This window comes from Lysinibacillus sp. FSL W8-0992 (assembly GCF_038008685.1).
Taxonomy (GTDB): domain Bacteria; phylum Bacillota; class Bacilli; order Bacillales_A; family Planococcaceae; genus Lysinibacillus.
This window is the reverse complement of sequence record NZ_JBBOZQ010000001.1, coordinates 69037-89122: the sequence shown is the minus strand read 5'-3', so window position 1 is coordinate 89122 and position 20086 is coordinate 69037. Positions and strand designations below refer to the sequence as shown.

Sequence of the window (20086 nt, the reverse complement as noted above, 5' to 3'; positions counted from 1 at the left end):
TTAACTTAGAGGAGGAAATTTTTCTATGGCTAACCAACCAAAGAAATACAAAAAATTCGTAGCTACGGCTGCAACGGCTACTTTAGTAGCTTCTGCTATCGTACCAGTGGCTTCTGCAGCAGGATTCTCAGATGTAGCAGGTAACGACCACGAGGTAGCAATCAACGCACTTGCTGATGCAGGTATCATCAATGGATACGCTGACGGCTCATTCAAACCAAACCAAACAATTAACCGCGGTCAAGTGGTTAAATTATTAGGTCGTTATTTAGAAGCACAAGGCCAAGAAATTCCAGCTGACTGGAATACAAAACAACGCTTCAACGATCTACCAACAACAGCTGAAGCTGAACTAGTTAAATATGCTGCACTTGCAAAAGATGCAGGCGTATTCAACGGTTCAAACGGCAACTTAAACGCTGCTCAAACTATGCAACGTCAACAAATGGCAGTAGTTTTAGTACGTGCTATTAAAGAAATCGCTGGCGTAGACTTAGTTGCTGACTACAAAAAAGCTGGTTTCGTAACTGAAATCTCTGACCTAGAAAAAGCTTACTCTGCTGAACAACGCAATGCTATCGTTGCTTTAGAATACGCTGGTATCACTAACGTATCTAACTTCAACCCAGGTAACAGCGTAACTCGCGGACAATTCGCTTCATTCTTATACCGCACAATCGAAAACGTTATTAACACTCCTGAAGCTGGTGTTGCTGCAGTTAAAGCTATCAACAACACAACTGTTGAAGTGACATTCGACGAAGAAGTGGACAACGTACAAGCTCTTAACTTCTTAATCTCTGATCTTGAAGTTAAAAACGCTGCTGTTAAACAAACAAACAAAAAAGTTGTTGTTTTAACAACTGCTGCTCAAACAGCTGACAAAGAGTACACTGTATCTCTTGGCGAAGACAAAATCGGTACATTCAAAGGTATCGCTGCTGTAATCCCAACTAAAGTTGATTTAGTTGAAAAATCAGTACAAGGTAAACTAGGCCAACAAGTAACTGTTAAAGCTCAAGTAACTGTTGCTGAAGGTCAAACTAAAGCTGGTATCCCAGTAACGTTTAATGTTCCTGGTAACAATAACGACGCAGTTAACCCAACGCTTACTGGTGAAGCTGTAACTAACGATGAAGGTATCGCTACTTACACTTACACTCGTTACTCTGCAAAAGATGATACTGTTACTGCATATGCTACAGGTGACCGTTCTAAATTCTCAATCGGTTATGTATTCTGGGGCGTAGAGCAAATCTTAACAGTTGATGAAGTAACAGAAGGTACAACAATCAATAATGGTGCAAATAAAACTTATAAAGTGACTTATAAAAACCCAACAACTGGTAAACCAGAAGCGAACAAAACGTTTAACGTTGGATTCTTAGAAAATATGAATGTAACTACAGATAAAGTTGCAAATGCTACTGTTAATGGAGTTCAAGCTTTACAATTAAGTAATGGTACTCTATTAGATGCTGCTCAAATTACTACAGATTCAAAAGGTGAAGCAACATTTACAGTTTCAGGTTCAAACGCTGAAGCAACTCCAGTAGTTTATGAATTACATTCAACTACAGGTGGAACTTCAAGCAAAACTTACGTAGCTTCAGCTTTACAATCGGCAGCTAAAAAAGTTACATTCTCAGCAATCCAATCTGCATACACTATTGAACTTACTCGTGATGGTGGAGAAGTAGCTGCAACTGGTTGGCAAAATGGTCGAGTTTACAAAGTTCTTGTTAAAGACAAAGACGGTAAAATTGCTGCTAATGAAGTGGTGAATGTTGCTTTAAATGAAGATGTGGATGGAATTATTGCTACTGATTCAAAAAATGCTGAATTCATAACTTTTGATAATGATGGCGAACAAACTGGATATGCTGGTAAACAAATTACAGTTAAAACTAATGCTAAAGGTGAAGCAACGTTTGCAATTTCTAGTCCTTATTCAAACCAATATGCAACGCCAGTAGCATGGATTGATATTAATACTTCTAATGCTGTAAATGGAAAATTAGACAAAGGTGAACCAACAACTGTTGCTACAATTTCTTACTTTGCTGATGAGTACTTAGATGGCGCATCTCTAACTGTTTATAAAGGCACTAAAAAAGCAACTAAATTTGAAGGTTTAGAAGTTGCAGAGTTTAAATCAGATTTAGTAAACCAGAGTGGTCAAACATTTGGTGGAATTGCTCCTATTACTAAAGCATCTTATACTGTATTCAATACAGGTGCTAATAACGTATTAGTATATGATGAAAATGGTGCTAATCCAGTAGTTGTATCACCAAACCGTAGTTTAACAATTACTTATAACAATGGTGCAAACTTAAAAGTTCGTGCTGAAGAAAACAAATCAAGTGCTGTACGTGTTGTAGCAACAGGTGTTGCAAGATATAATGGTAAAGACTTTGCATTTACTGCTAAAGAAGCGACTGCAACATTTACTTCAACAACTGCAGTAGCTGATACTTTCACTGGTGAAGTAGCAGCAATTACAACTGAAGGCTTAACATATGTTGGCAAAGCAATTGAAAAATTCTCATCAACTACTAAATTCTTTGGTGGTAACGGTGCTGAAATCTTCGGTGCTCAAAACTTCATTAATGAAATTCAAAATTTAACTGCTGGTGGTACTAAATCAGTAAACGTTACTTTAATTAAAGATGCTGATGGCAACAAAACATTTAAAGTTGTAAGTACTGGTAGTGGAACTGCTCCTGTAACTTCTAACGAAATTTACGTTACAGATGTAGCTGTTGCTCCAGTAGGAGACACTTTCAAAATTGGCGATACTGTTTCAGTAACATTAACATTCTCTGGTAATGTTAATATCGCTAATGGTCAAACGGTTGCTTATGGTGGTCAAACACTTGCAACAACTGGTGCTACAAATTCAAAAACAGCTGTATTCACTGCAACTTTAACAGCAGGTACTGATATTGCAGCGACTGCTATTGCAGCGACATCACTTGTTGCTACAGATGCTGTTGGTACAAAAACATTTACTACTAACTTAAAAGCTGCAACAAATGCTGATGTGAAAAAAGCATTTGATTTAACAGCTCCGACTGTAACATCTGTATTACCGAAAGATGGAGCACTTTTAGGAAGTACTACTCTTGTATTTAGTGAAGCATTAAGCCCAGCTAGCCGTACAGCAGTAGAAAATTTAGTAAAAACTGCAGTAACACCTAATGCAGATACAAATGTTGCAGTTGCTTTTGCTGCTGATAACAAAACATTAAATGTTACATTAACTTTAAAAGTAGCTGGAACAGGTACTTTAGGTGCTACATTAGCACCATTAGCACCAGTAGCAAACTTTACAGTTACAGATGTAGCTGGTAACTCTTCTGCTGTATTAGTTGCTGGAGATTTACAAACTCCTTAATAAAACTAAACGAAACGTTACTCTATAAACTGACTAGTTCAGTGAAATGAGTGGAAATGAAAACCCAGGTCTTGTTAATAGCAATTCACTGGGTTTTCTTTCTAACTACAACTACTAATTGAAAGGTGAAAATCCTTTCCTTGTAAACAGTCAATATACAAGTACCTAATCCTCCTGCATCCAATGATGTGCTGATACACAAAAGGGATGAAGTCAGGTGAAGTCGTACTCGGTGAACCGAGGCGGGGTTCTTTAAAAGATTTCTATGGTTAGGCAAACGAATCCATGTAGGCAGGGTAAGCTAGTGTACGGTGCGAAATTAAGCTAGGAGTTCACTGTACATCCTTATAGATGTAATACTATAGTGGCGATTGATGAATTGACTGTTAAACCAGTCGTTCTTACACCTGGATAGTGGAAACCTAAGGAAATCAAAAAGAGGGATGGCAGTTGTGGAACGTTTGAAGTCTTATTAGGTTAGGTGTGTCAGCACCAATGAAACTAATAAGATGGCAGCAGGTTCATAGTAGTGTTGATTGCTAGCCGTTTGGACTTGTATGGTAACATACGAGAAGGGTAAAACTAGCAGGAGCGAAGGAACCTAGTCAGTAGTAGTTCAATAAGAAACTTATTTCCCCAAAAAATTTGTTTCTTACAATCAGTAATTCCATAGGAGTAATCACATATATGTGGTTACTCCTTTTTTTAAGTTATAAATACTGAATAGTCAGACTATTATTGACAGCACGCCGTATGCGGTTAAAGCCGCTTGTCCGGTGTAGGCTCGAATCGAAAGCCATTGTACATGGTATAAGACGAGAATAGCGCAACCACTTTCAATGTAAATAATGCACTATCATTGTCTACAGCAATCTCAACTGTTAAAGATGGAGACACTATTAAATTAACAGCTTCTTTCTCTACTAGCCCCATCACTATTAGTAAATTAGCACACTTAAATTTAAATGGTTATACTTTGACAGGTGATGTAATAATCTCTAGCAATACAGCAGGAACGCTAAATATCTCTGCAGGAAATATTGGTGGTAATTTAACAGTAAATACTGCTAATGCTACTGTAAATAATGCTGCAACTGCTACTGGAACTATCACAATCAATAATGTAAGTGGAAACACATGGAATGAGAATGTATCATGGAATAACTTAATATTCAATGATCCAGATGCAGGTACAAAACTTGTATTAGGTGCAACTGCACGTGTGGCAAGTATTACATTAAATAGACCTGCTGTAGTAACAATTCCTACTGCTGCTTCTGTTGGGGCATTAATAGTGAATACCGCAGGATCAACAGTGAATAATGCTGGAGCGATTATCGAAGTAGAAAAAAATGCGGATGTTGTAATTAACGGAAATGCACCTGAAACGGTTAAGCCAGGTCCAGGTATTGTTACATCGGTAGGAACTCAAGCCGAATTAGAAAGTGCTCTAAACAATACAGCAGTTCACAACATTAAATTCACTAAAGATATTGCAACTTCATCACAAATTCTTGTAAAACAAGCAAATCAAAAGATTGATGGTGGAAACTTTCAGTTAATTGCTAAGCAAGGTATGACTTACACAAATCCAAACAAATCAGTGTTAACGGTTCTAGATGCAACAGGTGTTTCAATTTCAAACCTTACTGTAGACGCATCGGCTGTAAATACTGCCAACAAGTGGGATGGACTCTACGCTCTTCAAGTGTATAATGCAACTGGCGTCAACCTTGATGGTGTCACAGTTAAAAATGCAGATGCAGGGCTGTTAGTAAATGGTTCACAAGTGAAGGTCAATGCCATCACGACATCTGGTAACGAGTTTGGGGGTATTGAAGTATCACAAGGAAAAGATGTTACTTCATCTTCTACATTAACTGTTGCTGGAAACAGTACACATACGAATGAAAATATCTCCATTTGGACAGTTGGTAATAATGCAACTGTAGTAGATTTAGCGAACCAATATAAATTTGCTAAAGATATTAGACCAGGCAAAGAGTTATATACAAACTATATTCTTGCTTCAGAAAATAGAGATATACCTTTTACAATAATAGAGACGCCAAAGAGTTTTACAAGTAAAACACTAACAAATCTAGATTTTTCTACTGTACAAGCAACACAAGCACAACTAGTTAGTAAACCCGTTACAGTAGGTGATTTTACTGGTAGTAAAAAAGATTTTATGATTCGTGTGCAAAAAGGAGCACGAGTGGATGATATTCCTGTAACTGTTTCTTGGAAGTTATCAACTGATTTCTCAAAAGGATTAGCGATGGGAAGTGTAGTAGAAAGTGCAATTCAACAATTTTATGTTGATAAAGACGTGGCGAATGGCGATTCACAATATACGGAGTTAATGTCTCGCCCAGTAATGGCGACAGGGAATTATGAAAATGACCAATTTTATATAGGGACATTTTCTACAGGTTCTCAGGCAACAATTACATTACTAGGAAACGATTGGGCGTATTTCTTTGATAATAATCAAGCGCATGGAACAGATGTCGATACATCTAAAAATCGTACATTTACAATTAGTGATGAAACAAATACAGTAACAATTAATTTGGCTTCTAATTTTGCGACGATTGATGACTTAGTAAAATATATAAATAATCGTCTGAAAAATGCAGATGTAAAAGCAAATGCAGAAAAAGTAGGTACTGCACAATTTAAAATTACATGTACATCAAATCAAGGAAACTTAATAATTGATGGTTTAAACAAAAATGATTTCTTTGAATAAATATTAATATATTTAGTGCCTAAGTAAATATATTTACATTAATAGATATTGATATATTAAGCCCTAACATCTACTACAGATGTTAGGGCTTTTTGTATGTCATGAAGTGAATGTTAATGCCTAGTAGTGAAGCCTGAAACTGCTGAACGGCAGGTATTAATTTATTAATAGGTTATAAAATGATTAATGGCGAAACACGAATATCACTTTTCCAGCTAAATAACCAAGTCTTCACTTGAAGGTGAGATTATACTATTGATGGAATGTAGTGTATACCCGAAAGTCGCCTGTACTGTGTAGGTCAGATTCGAAATCTATATGAGAAAATGTAGTATAAGCAGGGCCAAAATTAAGCTTACAAGATAATGAATCTTTTTATTACCAATGTATAGATAAATTTTTGACCAGGAAATAAATCATGTTTTGTATGTTATGAATCTCCTTGCTGTGTAGGGGGAAGGAAAGCTTTTAGCAATGGACAAAAAAAAAACTCCAATCGTACAATAAAATCAGGTCTAGTCAGCCGACTTTGTACGAAAGGAGCTCCAAATGGATATTAAGAGTTTAGAACATACAACATGGAATTGTAAGTATCATATCGTCTTTGTACCGAAGTATAGAAGACAAGTAATTTATCGTCAAATTAAAGCGGAAATAGGAAGGATACTACGTCAGTTATGTGAAAGAAAAGGTGTAGAAATTGTAGAAGCAGCAGCGTGTGCGGATCATATATATATGTTTGTAAATATTCCTCCGAAATTAAGTATTTCCGCTTTCATGGGTTATTTAAAAGGGAAAAGTAGCGTAATGATTTTCGACCGGCATGCCAGTTTAAAATACCAATTGGAGAATCGTCAATTTTGGTGTCGAGGATACTTAGTGGATACAGTCGGTCGAAATCAAAAAGTGATTTCTAAGTATATTAAAAGACAATTACAAGAAGATATACGCTATGATCAGATTACAATGAATGAAATTATTAATCCCTATAAATTTGAATAGAGTCAGCCGCTTTAGCGGTTTTATTAAAAAAGTAGTACGGTTGGCGGACCTTTCAGAATGTCGTGAGACATGGGGTAGTAAGCGAGCGTTTCACGCGTTGTGAACCCACCAGTTTTACTGGTGGGTTTCTAAGCTTTGATTCTGTTATATTTATTGTTATATTTGAATAAATATTCGCTGTTTTATTCTCATTTCAACTTTTTCATAGCTGATCTCAAATCATCTACTTTCAAATGTTGATATCGTGCAGTGGAGCGAGAGTCAGTATGTCCAAGCAAAGTAGCAATATAATGTTGATCTACACCGAGTAGTGTTAAATGTGTTGCGGTACAGTGACGGATGACATGGGGTGTTAAGCGTTTTGTAATATTGCATTGTGAACCGATTTTTTTTAATTTGATGCGTATTTCTACACCGCTTATTGGCATGTTACGGCTTACGGGAGATGGGAATAAATAGTCTGATCCGTTGTCTTTTGTATTGTGTAAATAATCTTTCAATATTTGATGCAATTTAGGATGTAATGGTAAATGAAGATCTCTTCCGCCTTTAATCCGTGGGAAGTATATTTTATTATTTTTTATATCAACATTTTCCTTTAACAATGTTCGAGCAGCAGTTATTCTTGAACCCGTATAGTAAAGTAAACTGATTAATACATGGTAAAACTCAGAGTATTCTTTTGCTGTAGACATTACTAATGCCATTTCATCCATATCTAATATTTCTGGTAAAGGGACGTAAACAATTCGAGTAGATATGCCAATTGTTGGATCCACCCTAAAGTCTAACTCGATAACAAGATATTTGAAAAATGCCTTCACACCATAAAAATATCGACTAATCGAGCTAGGTTTATAATCTTGATTACCTAAAAAATCTAGATATTCTAGGATGTCATCTTTCGATATTTCTTCTGTTAATATGTGACCATCATATAATTGGTAAATAAAAGAGGAGAATTTTTTTATATCATTTTCATAGCCAATAATGGTTTCTTCTGAATAGTACTTTCTTTTTAGATGTTGAAGAAACTTTTTTGAGTACTTAGGTAAGTCAAAGTCTGAATGGAAAATCAAAGAGAGATCAGCTCCTTAGCTAATGTTTTCTTATATGTCTTGCAGTGAATTATGCTGATCGTAATTATGAACAAACCAATTTAGTTTTGCATCGCAATAATTTAACTCCAAAGAAAGTAGCTCTTTTGTTACTAAATATTCATGTTGTTGTCGATAGGACATATTAGGACTTAGCCATAGTATATTTAATATTTTCTGAGGTTCACTAATGTGCTGCAAATTTTCCTCAGTCTGATAGGAAAAGGAGCAATCACCTAACCAACATTCAAAAAGCGTTCGTTGTTTTCTATCGCTATATAATAACTGAATATGCAGTACACTGTGCTCTACATATAATTGAAAATATAATTGCTCACTCGATAAGGCAATATAGCCCGTGTAGTTTTTCATTTCTATTTGTGGTTCGTCACTTTCAGAAAACCAATCATTTTTTATTTTAGTAATATGTTTTTTTATATCAGAAATATCATACGGGGTCAGAAGGTTATAAAGCGTCTGTTGAATTTGCTCCTTAAAGTCTTCGATAATTGAAGAGCGAAATTCTTCATTTAATTTCATTAATAAACTGTTTAATTCCAATATCTCATCTGTTAAAGGGAGAGGATTTTCTCTCTGGGTAGGGTTTTCTATTTGTAACTGTAATTCAACTAATTCTTCATAAGACACTTCAAAAAAATCCGCATACTTTTTCAATACTTTTTCAGATGCATTTCTTGAGCCCTTTTCGATAAAACCTACATAACTATGCGAAATTCCTAATAAATCAGCTAACCCTGCAATCGTTAAGTGATGCTTATGGCGGAGCCTTTTTAAGCGATTTCCAAGAGCAATGGCTTGTCCTTTTTTGGGCACCATTTCTTCACTCCTTAACCTTCGAATTAAAATTATCTTCCTTTTGTACATTTTCTATTAAAAGATTAGTTAAAATGAATGTTGGAACTATGCAATATATTGCGAGGGAAAAGAAGATAAATTGATGGGTTATTAGAATATGCACTATATTGGATAATTTCAATAAAAGGATTTATTATACTTTACTGGTGTTTATATTAAGAAAGAAAACCCATGTTTTGCTGAAAACATGGGTTTATCTATCAACTCATTTCACTGAACTTCTCAACTTAAAAAGTAAGATCTGGTTCAGGAGTTGGTGCTGGGGGTGGGGTTACTTTCACCGCCGTAGTACGGTTACCCAAAATATCAATTGTAATAGTTGCTGTAAAGTTTTCTTTAATGTAACCAGTAGCTTGAGCTTCGAAGTGAATTTTTAAAGTTCTATTCTTTATATTAGCAGGTTCTTCAGTAGCCTTATTTTCGCCAGTACCACCAAGCGCTTTAGAAACAGTAATTAGCGTATTATTATATTCTGTCGTAATATCAAGTGCATCGTCAATACTTGGTCTGACATTAGCAATTGTGAAACCAGCAAGTGTAGACACGATACCAAGATCTAAATTGTGGCCATTCACAGCAATTGTAGAAGTAATAAAATCAGCAGTTAATTTTTGGCCAAATTGTGGTGTAACAGATACTGTAGCTGTACTTGACCCTTTTGATAATGTAACTGTATAAGTTCCAGTAATAGAAGTTTCTACTACCGCTACATTTATTGAAGAATCATTTACTTCTTTTGTTACATATTCTTTTACAGCTGTAAGTTTATATTCGGCAGTATCTGTAGCAGCAACTGTAGCTAAAGAAGGTGCTACTGTAACTTTGCCTTTTGCTGTATTAACAGCAGCCACATTATTTGCATTTCCTCCAACAGTATCAATCGGCTTAGTTCCACCAGCATTAATAGAAAGAACAAAGAATGATACAGTATTATCTTTTACTTCATATGTTACTTTTACGCCTGTAATTGCTTCCTTAAGAATATTTACAAACTGATTTTTAGAAATTGGTGCACCATTAACGTTTCTGTATACATATGTTTTATCAGTTTCACCCGCATATTTCACAGCATTTTTTAGAATAGAACCATCAGTAAATACGACAGTCTCTTTATCTGTATCGAATGAATGAATGTCACCAGTAAATAGATTTGTTATTTCAGATGTAGAAGTGAATGTTGCAGTTGCTTCTTTTGAAGTAAATGCGAATTCTTTGTTACCGTTAACTTCTTTAGCTACACCAGTAGCAAGAACCTTCACAGAAGAAGTTTTACCATCTACTGAAGTAACAGCGATTTCACCAGTCGGCGCAACTACTGTATACACACGGTTTGGAGCGATTTCTACATCGCCAACTTTTAGATTGTTTGCACCGGTGTTGTAAACAGTGTACGTAACATCCTTAGTTGTGTAACCAGAATTCGGTACTACTTTACCACTTTGGTTTGTAAGTTGTACTTTGAATGTTGCAGTATCACCACCAGCAAACTTGTCAGTTTCAGTAGTTGTATTACCTTTGTAAGATACTAACTTAGAACCATCTAAATATGGTGCTTGGAAGTATGAAATTGGTGCAATTGCAGAAGGTTCTCCTTTGTCCAAGTTTGCATCTTTACCGCTTTGGTTATTAATGTCAATCCAAGCAATTGGTGTAGCATAAGAGTTTACAGCATCACTTGAGATTACAAAGCTAGCTTCACCTTTAGCGTTTGTTTTAACAGTAATTTTTTTACCACCGTAGCCAACTTGTTTACCGTTCTCGATTTTTACGAATTGTGCAGAAGTAACTGTAGAAATTACTCCGTCAAGATCTTCATTAAATGCAATGTTAACTATTTCGTTAGCAGCTAGTTTACCATCTTTATCTTTCACTACTAGGTTATATTTACGGCCGTTTAAAACACCAGTAGCCGAAACTTCGCCACCATCACGAGTTAATTCAAGAGAATAAGCAGCTTGCACAGCACCGAATGTCACCTTAGCAGCAGAAGCTTGTAATGTATCTGCAGTGTATTTTTGAGTGTAACCAGTTGTTGTAACTGTTCCATTTGCATTAGTCACTGTTACTGGAGTCGCTTCAAATACTACTGGAGTTACTTCAGCGTTAGAACCTGAAACTGTGAATGTAGCTTCACCTTTAGAATCAGTTGTGATTTGTGCAGCTCTAGTGTTGTTATCGCTAGTTTGAACTACAGCAAGACCGTTAACAGTAACATTTTGTAATTTATCAACAGTTACGTCAATGTTTTCTTTTACAGAAACGTTAAGTACTTTACCTGATACTGGTTTACCAGTTTCTGGGTGTTTGTAAGTTACTTTGTAAGTTTTGTTCGCACCGTTGTTGATAGTAGAACCAGTAGTAACTTCAGTAATTTCTAAAGTTGTGTCAACTGCCCAGAATACATAACCAGTTGAGAATTTAGAACGGTCACCGTTAGCGTATACAGTTACAGTGTCGTTCGTTGCAGCATAACGAGTGTAAGTATAAGAAGCGATACCTTCGTCGTTTGTTAAAGCTTCAACTGTTACTGGAGTTTTCACGCCATTAGCAGAACCTGGGATAAAGAACGTTACTGGGATACCAGCTTTAGTTTGACCTTCAGCAACAGTTACTTGAGCTTTAACAGTTACTTGTTGGCCTAGTTTACCTTGTACTGATTTTTCAACTAAATCAACTTTAGTTGGGATTACAGCAGCGATACCTTTGAATGTACCGATTTTGTCTTCGCCAAGAGATACAGTGTACTCTTTGTCAGCTGTTTGAGCAGCAGTTGTTAAAACAACAACTTTTTTGTTTGTTTGTTTAACAGCAGCGTTTTTAACTTCAAGATCAGAGATTAAGAAGTTAAGAGCTTGTACGTTGTCCACTTCTTCGTCGAATGTCACTTCAACAGTTGTGTTGTTGATAGCTTTAACTGCAGCAACACCAGCTTCAGGAGTGTTAATAACGTTTTCGATTGTGCGGTATAAGAATGAAGCGAATTGTCCGCGAGTTACGCTGTTACCTGGGTTGAAGTTAGATACGTTAGTGATACCAGCGTATTCTAAAGCAACGATAGCATTGCGTTGTTCAGCAGAGTAAGCTTTTTCTAGGTCAGAGATTTCAGTTACGAAACCAGCTTTTTTGTAGTCAGCAACTAAGTCTACGCCAGCGATTTCTTTAATAGCACGTACTAAAACTACTGCCATTTGTTGACGTTGCATAGTTTGAGCAGCGTTTAAGTTGCCGTTTGAACCGTTGAATACGCCTGCATCTTTTGCAAGTGCAGCATATTTAACTAGTTCAGCTTCAGCTGTTGTTGGTAGATCGTTGAAGTGTTGTTTTGTATTCCAGTCAGCTGGAATTTCTTGGCCTTGTGCTTCTAAATAACGACCTAATAATTTAACCACTTGACCGCGGTTAATTGTTTGGTTTGGTTTGAATGAGCCGTCAGCGTATCCATTGATGATACCTGCATCAGCAAGTGCGTTGATTGCTACCTCGTGGTCGTTACCTGCTACATCTGAGAATCCTGCTGCAGAAGCCACTGGTACGATAGCAGAAGCTACTAAAGTAGCCGTTGCAGCCGTAGCTACGAATTTTTGGTATTTCTTTGGTTGGTTAGCCATAGAAAAATTTCCTCCTCTAAGTTAAAAAATTATGTCTCTACTACATAGTTATGTAGTAAATAAACAACTACACATAATTGATGGTTTAAAAGGTCGTACTATTTTCTGTAGTTAACTTATGTATGGAATATAGGGGAGGTCTAGCGGCGGATTTCTGATGAAATTCTAATAAGGTATCTTTAATTTAACAAAAGGAATAAAGTTTCCGATTGCTTCTAAGACAAAATTAAGGAGCAATGATTCAATGTAGGATGTTTGACAACATTATATAAGTGCTAGTTGGAGGTAGCGAAAAAGCTAAATCGTTACCTACTTATTATTTAGGAAAAGTGAAGCTACCGTTAACAATTGCACTATTTTTACATAATCATGTATTACTAAAAATAGTATAAATTTACAACTAATAAATATTTTTTAAATAGTGCATTAACACTAATATGGTTTCATATATATGTACTGGGGAAATAAGTTTTACTACTATTGATGGCACGCCGTATGCGATGAAAGTCGCTTGTACGGTGTAGGCCCAAACCGAAAGCCAGATAGAGAGATAGAGAGATGGTACAAGGTGGGAATAGCAAAGGTAATTTTAATTTGTCGTTAATGCATTCTAACGACACGCATGCGAATTTAACTAATATTGCTAGAAAGGTGACAGCAGTCAAGGAGGTTAGAGCGAAAAAACCAAATGCATTACTAGTTGATGCTGGAGATGTATTCTCTGGATCTTTATACTTCAATGAATTTAAAGGACAAGCTGATTTGGCGTTTATGAACTTAATGGGTTATGACGTGATGACATTTGGTAACCATGAGTTTGATTTAGGCTCCAGTTCTGAAGGGCATCAAGCGTTAGTAGACTTTATCGAAGGCGCTCAATTCCCATTTGTTTCAGCTAACGTTGATTTTTCTAAAGATGGTAAATTTACTGGGTTGTTCTCAGATTTAATTTCAAGTGATCCGAAAAACGGCAAAATCTACAATGGAATCATTAAAGAAATTAACGGAGAAAAAGTAGGTATTTTTGGTTTAACTACTGCTGAGACAAAAGATATTTCTTCTCCTGGTAGTATCGAGTTTGAAAACTATATTAAAGAAGCTGAAAAAGCAGTTAAAGCTTTTGAGGATAAAGGCGTTAATAAAATCATTGCCCTAACGCATATCGGGTACGACGATAATCCTGCATATGATAACGACCTTATGCTAGCGAAATCAGTAGCAGGCATCGATGTGATTGTCGGCGGTCATAGCCATACGCAACTTGATAAACCTGTTGTAGTCGATAAGAATATGGGTGGACAAGCGAAAGATAAGACAATTATTGTACAAGCGTATCAATACAATGATTACTTAGGGACATTGGATGTTACCTTTAACCCACAAGGTGTAGTCATTGCACATAATGGGGCTTTATTAAAAGTGGCAGACTATGCAGAGGATGCAAATGCTGTGGCGACATTAAAGCCATATAAAGATGTAGTTGATGCAGTTTCTAAATCTGAAACAGGTGCAACTGCAACAGTAGCTCTGGAAAATCCACGTGATAATGGTGATAAGACAAAGCCGAGTGTTCGTAAAAATGAAACGCCGTTAGGGAATGTTATTACAGATGGCATGCTCGCAAAAGCAAAAAAATATAATCCAGATGTAATTATGGCGCTACAAAATGGCGGAGGTATTCGTACAGCAATTAATCAAGGTCCAATAACGGTAGGTGAAGTTATTTCCGTTCTACCATTTGGTAATACATTAGCAACGGTGACTTTAACTGGAGCGGAATTAAAACAAACACTTGAAAAAAGTGTGAGCCTATATCCACTTGAAAATGGTGGTTTCCTACATGTTTCAGGTGCAAAGGTAGAATTTGATTCTTCTAAACCAGCAGGTCAACGAATTGTTAAAATCTCTTACAAAGATGCTCAAAATAACTACATCGAAATTCAGGATAATAAAACGTATACAATCGCTACAAATGCATTTACTGCAAAAGGCGGAGATGGCTTTGATGTTTTGAAAAAGGCATATGAAGATGGACGCGTAACGGATTTAGGTTTATCGGACTGGGAAAATCTCGCTGAGCATTTAAAATCTTTAGTGAATGTCAATCCGAAAGTTGAAGGTAGAATCGTAGACGTCGCTAATAGTCAACAGCCTGAAAAAGTTGATGGAGCTGATTTCTCTGGAACTGCTGGACAACCAAAAGTTTACGAAGGAAATGTAACAGTAAGTATCTCAAATATTGCTTCTTTAGCAAATGCAGTTGTGAAAGGGAATTTAATTTTAACTGGGACTGTGCCAGCGCAATTCTCATTTAACAATCTACAAGTCGGAGGCAATCTTGATCTTTCACAATTAACGGGAGACCTATTTAATTTTGATGGGGTCGATGTTACAGGAGATACAATTCTATAAGTATTGCAAAGCCTTCTTCTAGTGGGATGGAGGCTTTGTATTTTAATGTTAACTACACTCGTTTGTCCATATTGAAAGGGGAACTTTTTGGATGTATAAAAAGAACTGGAGAAAACCAATACATGCTTTTTTAGCGACAAGTCTAATTGCGAGCGCTGTTGTTCCTACAGCAGCACCCTTAAATGCCAAAGCCGCTACGTTAGCAACTGATTTAATTATTTCGGAATACATTGAAGGCAGCGGTTTTAATAAGGCGATTGAAATCTATAATGGTACTGGCGCAACAATCGATTTAGCAAATTATACGTTAGAGCTGCATACAAATGGCTTAGCAACTGCTGATAAAACATTGAAGTTATCAGGGACAATAGAACATGGAGCTACTTATGTGTTGTACCATAAAGATGCAGATTTGGCCATTAAGCAAGTTGGCGATAAAGATGATTCTACTGTTATTAATTTCAATGGAGACGATCCAGTCGTATTAAGGAAAAATGGGGCAGTTATTGATTCTATTGGGCAAGCAGGCATTAAAGCAGATTTTGCTAAAGATGTCACATTAGTACGTAAAAGCTCTGTCACATCTGGAGATACAATAATTGATGATGCATTTAATGCAAGTGAATGGGAAAAATACCCTATTAATGACTTTACACATTTAGGCAGTCATTCTATGGACGGCGGAGAAGTAGGGCCGATTGTTAAGGTAGGTGCAGTAACAGCTTCTACACCTTCTGGAACGATAGCGACTGGTACTGCAATTGCATTAGCTTCAGCAACGGAAGGCGCAACGATTTATTACACAACTGATGGTACAGAGCCGACTTCGAACAGCACTTTATATTCGCAACCAATTGTTATTGATAAAACAACAACAATAAAAGCAATTGCTGTAGCAGAGGGATTAGATAATAGTGATGTACAAACTTTCAATTATACAGTAGTTGGACAAGAAGATATTCTTTCTATCGCTGATGCAAGAGCAAAAGCTAACGGAACATCAGTAACAATCAAAGGTGTTGTGGCAGGGAAACTGAAAAATACAATCTCTGTGCAAGATGCAACTGGAGGTATTGCAGTTCGTCCGACTAGCTTAAATGCGAATGTTGGTGATGAAGTAACGCTCAAAGGTACGTTAGCTGATTACAGAGGTTTATTGCAATTAGATAGTGCTCAACTCATCGATAAAGTAGCAGGCGTTGGTGAACCAACTGCAAAACTGGTAACAGGAGCAGAGGTAAAGGAAGCCAATGAATCAAAACTTATTACTGTAAAAAATGTCACGCTTACAAATGTTCAAGAAGGAAGCGGCTGGGCAAACTTCACAGCTAGTGATGGTAGCAATTTCTTAGTACGAGATGAAACAGCTACGCTTGGTTTAACTGTAGGCACAACATATGAATCGATTACAGGTATTGTGCAACAGTTCGATAATGATTACCAACTGATTCCTCGTTCTGCATCGGATATTGTAGTGGATAGTACAGCGTTAAAGCCTGCCATTGCATCTCCTGGAAGTGGGACATTTGTGAATAAAACAGCAGTTACTTTATCTACATCGACAGCAAATGCAGAAATCTACTACACAGTAGATGGCTCAGATCCAACTGTAGGTGGTACGAAATATACAACGCCAATCGAGATTACTCAAAATACAACATTAAAAGCAGTTGTAAAAGCGAGTGATGGTAAATTTAGTGAAATTATGACCTATGACTATACTATTACAGATGCCTTGCAGATTCATAATATTCAAGGGGAGGGGCATACTTCTCCGTTTGCGGGTAAAACAGTTGAAGGTATTCAAGGAATCGTGACGTATTCATTTGCTTTAAACGGTAGTACGTATTATACGATTCAAACGCCTGATGAATTGGCGGATAATAATCCAAATACATCTGAAGCAATCTTACTTTATAGTGGGAAAAATGCTTGGCCGATTCAAGTAGGTGATTTAGTATCTGTAACAGGTAAAGTAGATGAATTTGCGTACGATGGCTATAGTGACGCCAACCAAACAGATTTAAAAACAACGCAAATCAATGTTCGTAATGATCAAGGTGGCAAAGTAGAAAAAATAAAGAGTAGCGTAGCATTACCGAAAGCCATTCAAATTGATAAATTAAAAATGTCATTTAGCAAAATTGATAGTGACAATCTTCAAATATTCAACCCGACAATTGATGCCATTGATTTTTGGGAAAGTATTGAAGGTATGCGTGTGGAAGTAGGCGATGTCAAAGCTGTCTCTCCACAGGAACATGGGGATTTAGTGACGGTTTTAGAAAGTGAACCAACGAATACACTTCATGGTGGCGTCTTGTATGAGGAAGGGAAGACAAACCCAAATCGTATTCAATTCAGATTAGAACCAAACGGAACTGCTCGTGATTTCGAAGTTGCAACAGGTGATAAGTTTAAGGGACCTATTACGGGTATCGTTGGCTACTCTTATCAAAACTTTAAAATCTATGTGCCATTAGATGAGATGAAACAAGCACATGTAAAAGGGAATGCAAAACCTGAGACAACAAAGATTGTTAAAGCGGATGATAAGTTAACAATTGCATCCTATAACCTAGAAAACTTCTCGAATAATAAAACGTCGACGTCAGATGATAAAGCACGTAAATTAGCACGCGCAATCGGTGTCGATATGAAAACGCCGGATATTGTAGGGGTTACGGAAGTACAAGATAATAACGGCGAATCGACTGGTGATTCGAAAGCAGATCAAAGTTATAAACGATTGATTGATGCCATTAAAGCTGCAAGTGGCGTTGAGTATAAGTATGTCAATATTGACCCGGTGAATAATGCAGACGGTGGTGCACCAAACGCAAATATTCGTGTTGGATTCCTTTACAATCCAGAAAGAGTGAAGTTGAAGGAAGGTATCCCAGCAGGCGATGCGACTACTGCCGTTAGTTATCAAAACGGTAAATTAACGCTAAATCCAGGTCGAATTGATCCTACGAATGAAGCATTTAATAGTAGCCGTAAACCGTTAGCTGCACAATTTGAATTCCAAGGTGAAGATGTGGTCGTTATCGCTAACCACTGGAATTCTAAATCTGGTGACACGCCATTATTCGGAGCAAAACAGCCACCGGTTTATGGAAGTGAAGTGCAACGTAAAAAAATCGCAACGATTGTAAATAACTTTGTTAAAGACATTAAATCAAAAAATGCAGATGCAAACATTGTATCTTTAGGTGATTTTAACGACTATCAATTTGCTGAAGCTCTTAAGATTCATGAAGGTGCTGAGATGACAAATATGATCAATAAAGCAGAAGACGCTGATCGTTACACGTATTTATATCAAGGGAATTCGCAAGTATTAGATCATATTTTAGTTTCTAATAACCTTAAAGACAATACAATCATTGATATTCTTCATATTAATGCGGACTTTACAGATATGGCAGGACGTGCAAGTGACCATGACCCTGTAATGGTGCAAATTGACTTGAAAAAAGGTTCTACTGTTGAACCGATTGAAGCTGAGATCACTTATAATTTAACAAACTTTAAAACAAACAAATTAACAATCACAAAGCCTAGTGTGGCATTACATTTAGATGCTAAATCTGTTATTTCTGAAGGCGTATTCCTGAAAGGGAACTATACTGAGCTTCACGGTGAGGGCTTTAAAACGACAAATGTTATCATCAATCCAGATCAATCAGGTGCCATTGTTGACTTAAAAGGCAATACCTTTAAAAAGATCACGATTGACGGTAAAAATGTAAGTGAAATTAGAGGCGCCGACAATATCGACTTAAAATTGATTGAACTGAAGAATGGTGCAACGCTTGAACAAATTAAATTTACGAATTCTAAAGGGGATCCCATTGTGGATCCTTCTTTACCTTCTGAAAACAAGCAACCCGTCGTTAAAAATCCTATTCCAAATAAAACAGTAGCTATAGGAACGGCAATTACAATTGATTTAACGGAACATTTCGCTGATCCGGATAATGACACACTGACATTTACAGCTACAAAAGGTACTGTAAACGGTAAAATATTAACGCTGAATTTAGAAGAAGGTAGTCACATTGTTGGCGTTACGGCATCCGATGGTAAGAAAAGTGTCACTGCCATTTTTAGTGTTACAGTAAACGCTAACGACTATTATGCAGCTGCCTATGACAAAGAAGGTCAAGCGCTAAAAAAAGCCCTTCACGATATCATTTCTAAACAAAAGGTACTGTCATATGATGATGCTTGGGAGGCATTAAGATATACAGATGAAGATCCAAATAATTTAAATAATGTACTGTTATTTTACTCTGGGAAATCAAGCCCTAAATCAAACAATGGCGGTAAAGTAGGAAACTGGAACAGAGAGCATACGTGGGCAAAATCACATGGTAATTTTGGAACGAGCAATGGACCAGGAACAGATATTCATCATTTACGCCCTACAGATGTTTCAGTGAATAGCTCGAGAGGAAATTTAGATTTTGACAATGGTGGTAGTCCAGTGTCGGGTTGTAATGGTTGCTTGAAAGATTCGGATTCATTCGAGCCGCCTAATAATGTAAAAGGTGATGTAGCACGTATCTTATTTTATATGGCAACTCGTTATGAGCCAGGCGATAAAGTTGACCTTGAATTAAATGAAAAAGTTAATAATGGGACAGCCCCTAACCATGGTAAACTTTCTGTCCTTTTACAATGGCATCTACAAGATCCCGTAGATGAATTTGAAAAACGAAGAAACGACAGAATCTATGAAGTTCAAGGTAATCGCAATCCATTTATCGACCACCCGGAATGGGTAGAAACGATTTATGGTAAAAAAACGGCATTACAGATGGCGAATTAATCAGAATAATATATTGGTAGCCCACTTCAATTGGATGTGAAGTGGGCTTTTAGTTTTTTAGGACAAGTACCTGACTGTTATATGGGTAAAAAATTATAA

Annotated in this window: 8 protein-coding genes; 5 read left to right on the top strand and 3 right to left on the bottom strand. The window is 36.7% G+C overall.

Annotated elements, in window-relative coordinates; translation table 11 throughout:
* Window positions 1-25: 25 nt before the first annotated feature.
* The 3 genes from NSQ74_RS00300 to tnpA all read left to right on the top strand — a co-directional run bounded on the left by NSQ74_RS00300 (window position 26) and on the right by tnpA (window position 7157).
* Entirely contained in the window at window positions 26-3400 is a 3375-nt protein-coding gene (locus NSQ74_RS00300) for an S-layer homology domain-containing protein (RefSeq protein ID WP_340820951.1), read from the top strand.
* An 859-nt stretch (window positions 3401-4259) separates the two neighbouring features.
* Complete coding sequence (locus NSQ74_RS00295) at window positions 4260-6155, top strand: pectate lyase-like adhesive domain-containing protein (protein WP_340820950.1); 1896 nt, start codon at window positions 4260-4262, stop codon at window positions 6153-6155.
* 549 nt (window positions 6156-6704) lie between these two features.
* Window positions 6705-7157 carry an IS200/IS605 family transposase gene (gene tnpA / locus NSQ74_RS00290; RefSeq protein WP_340820949.1) on the top strand — a complete coding sequence of 151 codons (453 nt, stop codon included), beginning with the start codon at window positions 6705-6707 and terminating at the stop codon, window positions 7155-7157.
* 188 nt (window positions 7158-7345) lie between these two features.
* Here the strand turns inward: tnpA and NSQ74_RS00285 are convergent, their stop codons facing one another.
* The 3 genes from NSQ74_RS00285 to NSQ74_RS00275 form a co-directional block, all read right to left on the bottom strand.
* Window positions 7346-8236 carry a tyrosine-type recombinase/integrase gene (locus NSQ74_RS00285; RefSeq protein ID WP_340820948.1) on the bottom strand — a complete coding sequence of 297 codons (891 nt, stop codon included), beginning with the start codon at window positions 8234-8236 and terminating at the stop codon, window positions 7346-7348.
* Window positions 8237-8266: 30 nt separating this feature from the next.
* Window positions 8267-9091 carry a helix-turn-helix domain-containing protein gene (locus NSQ74_RS00280; RefSeq protein WP_340820947.1) on the bottom strand — a complete coding sequence of 275 codons (825 nt, stop codon included), beginning with the start codon at window positions 9089-9091 and terminating at the stop codon, window positions 8267-8269.
* Between the two features lie 266 nt (window positions 9092-9357).
* Complete coding sequence (locus NSQ74_RS00275) at window positions 9358-12738, bottom strand: S-layer homology domain-containing protein (RefSeq protein WP_340820946.1); 3381 nt, start codon at window positions 12736-12738, stop codon at window positions 9358-9360.
* 558 nt (window positions 12739-13296) lie between these two features.
* Between NSQ74_RS00275 and NSQ74_RS00270 the strand changes: the two genes are divergently transcribed.
* The gene (locus tag NSQ74_RS00270) at window positions 13297-15150 is read left to right on the top strand and encodes a bifunctional metallophosphatase/5'-nucleotidase (protein WP_340820945.1); all 1854 of its coding nucleotides are present in this window, start codon (window positions 13297-13299) and stop codon (window positions 15148-15150) included.
* Between the two features lie 91 nt (window positions 15151-15241).
* The gene (locus NSQ74_RS00265) at window positions 15242-19987 is read left to right on the top strand and encodes an endonuclease (RefSeq protein WP_340820944.1); all 4746 of its coding nucleotides are present in this window, start codon (window positions 15242-15244) and stop codon (window positions 19985-19987) included.
* Window positions 19988-20086 lie beyond the last annotated feature (99 nt).

Coding starts and splice junctions, on each gene's coding strand:
- NSQ74_RS00270 (WP_340820945.1), top strand. CDS start 13,297: ATGGTACAAGGTGGGAATAGCAAAGGTAATTTTAATTTGTCGTTAATG.
- NSQ74_RS00280 (WP_340820947.1), bottom strand. CDS start 9,091: ATGGTGCCCAAAAAAGGACAAGCCATTGCTCTTGGAAATCGCTTAAAA.
- NSQ74_RS00275 (WP_340820946.1), bottom strand. CDS start 12,738: ATGGCTAACCAACCAAAGAAATACCAAAAATTCGTAGCTACGGCTGCA.
- NSQ74_RS00265 (WP_340820944.1), top strand. CDS start 15,242: ATGTATAAAAAGAACTGGAGAAAACCAATACATGCTTTTTTAGCGACA.
- NSQ74_RS00300 (WP_340820951.1), top strand. CDS start 26: ATGGCTAACCAACCAAAGAAATACAAAAAATTCGTAGCTACGGCTGCA.
- tnpA (WP_340820949.1), top strand. CDS start 6,705: ATGGATATTAAGAGTTTAGAACATACAACATGGAATTGTAAGTATCAT.